2 protein-coding genes, 1 tRNA gene and 2 rRNA genes are annotated in these 6,564 nt (G+C 34.9%); all 5 read right to left on the reverse strand.

All coding sequences use genetic code 11. The features are described 5' to 3' along the window. Positions 1-288: 288 nt before the first annotated feature. A complete protein-coding gene (locus CIGNP91_RS08190; RefSeq protein WP_086253888.1) occupies positions 289-1,056 on the reverse strand; it encodes a hypothetical protein in 768 nt (255 codons plus the stop codon). A 683-nt stretch (positions 1,057-1,739) separates the two neighbouring features. Continuing rightward, positions 1,740-1,937 (reverse strand): hypothetical protein, encoded by a 198-nt coding sequence (locus CIGNP91_RS08200; protein WP_086253889.1) that lies wholly within the window; start codon positions 1,935-1,937, stop codon positions 1,740-1,742. A gap of 392 nt (positions 1,938-2,329) precedes the next feature. After that, positions 2,330-2,449 (reverse strand): 5S ribosomal RNA (rrf, locus tag CIGNP91_RS08205). A 151-nt stretch (positions 2,450-2,600) separates the two neighbouring features. Further along, positions 2,601-5,631: ribosomal RNA gene (locus tag CIGNP91_RS08210) — 23S ribosomal RNA — on the reverse strand. Between the two features lie 736 nt (positions 5,632-6,367). Next, a tRNA-Ile gene (locus tag CIGNP91_RS08215) sits at positions 6,368-6,444 on the reverse strand. Positions 6,445-6,564: the final 120 nt, after the last annotated feature.

A 6,564-nucleotide genomic window follows, 5' to 3' on the forward strand; every position in this document is an offset into this window, starting at 1 on the left:
AGCCTTGCATGATAAATCATATTTTCTAAATTTATTTTATATATTAAATTTATCTTTATTTTTGTGTTCTTTTTTAATTTTCATAGCTTCAAATATAAATTTAATATATCCACCTTTATACCAGTTTTTATTGGCTTTTATTAGAGCCTGACCTAGTTTATAGCTTTTGTGGCGTATTTTTGTTTAATTGTGATAAGATTTGAGCCTCAGTTTTTTTGATAATTTGCGGCGTTAGAACACTATCAATATGTTTAACAATATTTGGATAAAGATGACCTATATACTCATCTATAAACTCCATAGAGTCTTTAAAAATACTATATTTGGTATCAAATAAGAGCGATCTATATCTTTATCAATCTCTATGTCTATATCGGTCGGGATAACACTCAAATCAAACAGCTTAATCTTTGGGTTTGGTTTGCATAAGAAAAAGGCAATTAGGTCGAAATATGGGAGAGATATTGAATTTGGAAGCCAACTACGTGCCAAATAATAAAATTCAGTGCTTGGCAATTTTTCATCATTAAATTTAATTATAAGACTGCTATCAATTATCAGCTCAGCTTGAATTTCACAAAATATATTCGATTTTGCAGTTGACTTAACAATATTTTCATTTATATTTTTTAAATGAATTGAGCCGCAATGCTCATTTAGCTTTGTAATCTCTCCATTATTTTCTAAATTCCAGCTATGCATTCCAATAATTTCATATCCATCGCAATTATTAATTGCTAAACTATTTCCTTGTTCTAAACGATAAACAATTTCGTTATACATCGAGTTGCTAGGATTAAATATTTTAAAATTACCATTTCTTTGCATATTGTCTGGCGTTAAGATTTTAAATTCAGGTAGATTAATATCTAAATTTTTATTTGAAACTTTAAAACAATCAACATTTTTAGCAATCTCTTTACCAACATATCTATTTACTACGGCTAACTGATGAGGGCCAAATTTATTTCCAAACTGGATTATTTCATTGTTTTGATAGTAGCTTTGCATATCAACAATATTCAAACCATAATAATTAGCTAAAAATCTATGCATATTAATAACTATTTGATAATTTTTAAATCTGTATGGTAAAATTAATATACAAACTGGCCTATTAAAAGTATATAGAGTTGTATATAAATATTGTAAATTTTTAAAAATTATACTCAATGAGAGATTTTCTCTAATATTATGATTATAAGTTTATTAATAACAGATTCAGTTATTAATAAATCTGCATTTTGGATAGCTTCTTGATTTTTCTCTCGTTTTAGCTCATATAAATTTTGAAGGCTTGTTGTACCTCCTCAAGCTAAATTTGTCACATTTGCATACTCTTTTAACGCTTTTTGCAAGCCATTTACCATTACAGAGTTACTACCACCTAATAAAACAATATTTTTCATTTAATTAAATTCCTAAATTAGATTTGCAATCAGCAGGATATCAAAAAAAACGAGATTAGAAAAATATATTAATTAATTTATTTAATATTATATTTATATAAATTATTTTATTGTAAATTTAAGTATTTGATGTAGCTATAAATTTAAGACTTATATGAATTGATATTCAAATAAAAAATAAAAAATAAAAAATAAAAAATAAAACAATCTTTTTAAATAACTTTATGCTGATAAAAATCATTATTATTTCTATACTTTTCTAATTATAAGCATTAAATTTATTATCAATAATATTTATTTTATCAGATGTCTTATACAATTCAAAGCAGGTTAGTTATTGTTAGCAGTTTTATTAAAATATAGATAATTGCCGCTTTTAGTTTGAGATATGATAACTTTATTTTCATTATCGTTTTTGACTGCTTTATAGTTTTTAGAACTTTTTTCTTTGTTGTAATAGCAACCATTACGAATTAAAATTCTATCAAGTGGTAATTTTTTAATATCTTGGTTTATGTTTTCACCCATATTATTTATCCTTCAATTATTAAAAAGATAGAGTTTAAGAAAAATCAGTAGATAATAATATAATTATATTATGGGGATTATGCCATAGGGTGGTACCCCTACGGCAAATTTTCTATCTCCATAGAGAGAAGATATCGATATATGTCATTTGCATTCATCATAATTATACAACTTTGTATAATCGTTGTCAAGGCTTACTAGCCTTGCCCCACGAAAGTGGGGATGCAATCCCTATGGCTAGATCATTTATACTACTCTTGCTTTACTTATAACTTCAACAAGTTTTTGGTATTTTTACTTTTTTATAGTAATACTCTTCATCTATTAAGGTAAAAACAAATAAATACTAAAACATCAGATTAATAAATATAATGTATAAAGAATAAAAACAAAGCTCGCAGCAACCTACTTTTCCAACATCCCAGTAAGGGAGAGTATCATCGGCCATGAAAAGCTTAGCTTCTTGGTTCGAGATGGAGCAAGGCGTTTCCTAATCATGTATAGCCACGAGCAGTGTTAAATAAAATATCATATCAATAAAGATGATATCTTATTTAACACTGCTTAGAGTATTAAAGCTAAAAATCACTAAGTTTAATATCTAAAAATACTTTAAAAACCTAAAAGGATTATATTTTATCCTTAACAAGGAAGTGATGCTTATAAGATAAGCAAACGAGCTATTAGTACTGGTCAGCTAAAGGACTCTCATCCATTACACACCCAGCCTATCAAACTAGTAGTCTACTAGAGCTCTTAAAAGAAGATTCATCTTGGAGTTGGCTTCGAGCTTAGATGCTTTCAGCTCTTATCACATCCCGGCTTAGCTACTCAGCGATGCTCTTGGCAGAACAACTGATACACCAGTGGCCAGTTCGACTCGGTCCTCTCGTACTAGAGTCAACTCTCCTCAATCTTCTTACGCCCACGGCAGATAGGGACCGAACTGTCTCACGACGTTCTGAACCCAGCTCGCGTACCGCTTTAAATGGCGAACAGCCATACCCTTGGGACCTGCTCCAGCCCCAGGATGCGATGAGCCGACATCGAGGTGCCAAACCTCCCCGTCGATGTGAGCTCTTGGGGGAGATCAGCCTGTTATCCCCGGGGTACCTTTTATCCTTTGAGCGATGGCCCTTCCACACAGAACCACCGGATCACTAAGACCGACTTTCGTCTCTGCTTGACATGTACGTCTCGCAGTTAAGCTGGCTTATGCCTTTATACTCTACGAACGATTTCCAACCGTTCTGAGCCAACCTTTGTAAGCCTCCGTTACACTTTGGGAGGCGACCGCCCCAGTCAAACTACCCACCAGACATTGTCCTACCTAAGGATAACTTAGGCTAGTTAGCTACCCAAATAAAGAAGAGTGGTATCTCAACAATGGCTCACCATAAACCAGAGTCTATGGATCAAAGCCTCCCACCTATCCTGCGCATCTTTATCCAAATAGCAGTGTCAAGCTGTAGTAAAGGTCCACGGGGTCTTTCCGTCTTGCCGCGGGTAGGAGGAATTTTCACCTCCACTACAATTTCACTGGATCCCTCTTTGAGACAGCTCCCATCTCGTTACGCCATTCATGCAGGTCGGTATTTAACCGACAAGGAATTTCGCTACCTTAGGACCGTTATAGTTACGGCCGCCGTTTACTCGGGCTTCGATCAAGAGCTTCGCTAATGCTAACCCCATCAATTAACCTTCGAGCACCGGGCAGGCGTCACACCCTATACATCCTCTTACGAGTTAGCAGAGTGCTGTGTTTATGGTAAACAGTCGGGAGGGACTCTTTGTTGTAACCTTCTTTGCTTTGGGAGTAAATCTTAATACAAAGTTAGGCACACCTTATACCGAAGATACGGTGCTATTTTGCAGAGTTCCTTAAAGAGAGTTCTTCCACGCGCCTTAGAATACTCATCCCACCCACCTGTGTCGGTTTACGGTACGGGCAATTATTACTAAACTTAGAAACTTTTCTTGGCTCGATAGTATCATGGATTCTCCATCTACTCCGAAGAGCGTCAAGAGCCTTTGAGGTCTCGGATAGAGAGTTACGGATTTGCCTATAACTCAACCTACGCCCTTAGACTAGCACTTCCATCCGCTAGCTCCATTAACTTTAAGCGTCCTTCCATCGCACATAATAATTGGTATTGGAATATTAACCAATTTTCCATCGCATACCCCTTTCGGACTTTGCTTAGGACCCGACTAACCCTACGATGACGAGCATCGCGTAGGAAACCTTGGGTTTACGGCGAAGGGGATTCTCACCCCTTTTATCGCTACTCATGCCTGCATGCTCACTTCTATCCGCTCCAGCACTCCTTACCGGTATACCTTCAACGCTGAATAGAACGCTCTCCTACCACTTGCACTTAATTCTAACTACTTCTAATTATTTTAGCTAAACTATTTTCTCATAATTTAATTTATATGAGTGCAATTAAATTATGAGAAATATAACTTAAAAGCTCATAGCCAAATTTATAATTAGAATTAAGTGCAAGTCTAAAGCTTCGGTACTCATTTTAGCCCCGTTATATTTTCCGCGCAGAATCACTAGACCAGTGAGCTATTACGCTTTCTTTAAAGGATGGCTGCTTCTAAGCCAACCTCCTGGTTGTTTCAGTAACTCCACATCGTTTTCCACTTAAATGAGATTTAGGGACCTTAGCTGTTAGTCTGGGTTGTTCCCCTCTCGACGACGGATTTTATCACTCGCCGCCTGACTGCTGTGATTACACTTTGCGCATTCGGAGTTTGATAGGGTTTGGTACATTGGTGTATGCCCTAGCCCATTCAGTGCTCTACCTCACAAAGTTACTACACAACGCTATACCTAAATATATTTCGGAGAGAACCAGCTATCACGATGTTTGATTGGCCTTTCACCCCTATCCACAAGTCATCAGGAGCCTTTTCAACGGCCGTCTGTTCGGTCCTCCACTGGCTCTTACACCAGTTTCAACCTGCTCATGGATAGATCACATCGTTTCGGGTCTGCAGCATCTGACTATACGCCCTATTAAGACTCGCTTTCGCTACGGCTCCGGGTTTCCTTAACCTTGCCAGACACCACAACTCGCAGGCTCATTATGCAAAAGGCAGTCCATCACCCTGATAAATCATAGGGCTCTGAATGATTGTAAGCAAATGGTTTCAGGTTCTATTTCACTCTGATCACCTCAGTTCTTTTCACCTTTCCCTCACGGTACTTGTGCACTATCGGTCTAGTAGTAGTATTTAGGGTTGGATAGTGGTCTACCCAGCTTCAGACAGGATTACACGTGTCCCGCCCTACTCAGGATACTGCTAAGTATAAACGCACTTTCATATACGGGAGTATCACCCTCTATGCTTAAGCTTTCCAACTTATTCTATTAGATTGTTTAAGTCTATATTGCAGTCCTACAACCCCACTAGCAAGCTAGTGGTTTGCCCTCTTACGCTTTCGCTCGCCGCTACTAGCGTAATCTCGTTTGATTTCTTTTCCTATTGGTACTAAGATGTTTCAATTCCCAACGTTCGCTCCGCATTGCGGTAGTACATATCACTATATACTGGGTTGCCCCATTCAGAAATTCCCGGATCAAAGCCCCTTGACGGCTCCCCGAGACTTATCGCAGCCTGGCACGTCTTTCATCGCCTCTACTAGCCAAGGCATCCACCATTTGCTCTTAGTAGCTTACCTTTTTTTAATTAGATTATTGATATTCTAATTCGCATCACTTCCTTGTTAAAGATAAAAATAGATAGCTAATCTTAAAATATAAAGAAGATTTTTACTAGATTTTTTTACTACTCTTTTCTTTTATTAAAGATATGGCTATTAGATTTATAATATTTGAATTTAAATTTAATAAGACGGAAAGTATTAACTACTATTAAGTAAGTTTTAAAGCTTAATAGCTTGTGAAGTTAATATTTATAAACTATATCTTTTATATTATTGGGATAACAGTGTTTGATATAGAATATTTAAAATTAAACTAAATTCAAAGCTCTAACAAGTCCTGTAAAATTGTTTTAAATATTAAAACTTGATTGTGACTTTTAACAATGGTAATTTAAGTAACTTTACTTTTCAAAGCTAAATAAGATTAACTTGAAATGTGAGTGGAATTATACAATATTAATATTAAAATAAGCTTAAATATAAAACAATTTTCAAAAAATATTATAATTTTTTGAAAATTTGTACTAAAATCTAGTTAAATAATTAAAAATTTAATATTATTAAAAATTTTAATACAAAATGAAGCAATTTTAGGTAAATCAAAAAATATAAGAATATAGTATTTGAAAAATAGAAATTATAAATTTTAATCAAGCAACATTAGATTTTAAAAAATTTAAATAACAAAGATCTTGAGAATTACAAACATGATATGCCAATATGAAAAATAAAAACGGATAAAAATGAATAATGGTGGGCCTAACAAGACTTGAACTTGTGACCTCACCCTTATCAGGGGTGCACTCTAACCAGCTGAGCTATAGGCCCTTAATAACTACTTTTAAAAATCAATCTCTCAAACCTAAACAAGTGTGATTGAGATATATTGAAGTGATAATTGTGAGATTATCACTTTGTACTCTAGAAAGGAGGTGATCCAACCGCAGG

The sequence above is a fragment of the Campylobacter sp. P091 genome (assembly GCF_002138935.1).
Classification (GTDB): domain Bacteria; phylum Campylobacterota; class Campylobacteria; order Campylobacterales; family Campylobacteraceae; genus Campylobacter; species Campylobacter devanensis.

What these genes read in the sequence shown, in the direction of transcription:
- CIGNP91_RS08190 (WP_086253888.1), bottom strand. Translation starts at nt 1,056, where the DNA reads ATGCATAGATTTTTAGCTAATTATTATGGTTTGAATATTGTTGATATG.
- CIGNP91_RS08200 (WP_086253889.1), bottom strand. Translation starts at nt 1,937, where the DNA reads ATGGGTGAAAACATAAACCAAGATATTAAAAAATTACCACTTGATAGA.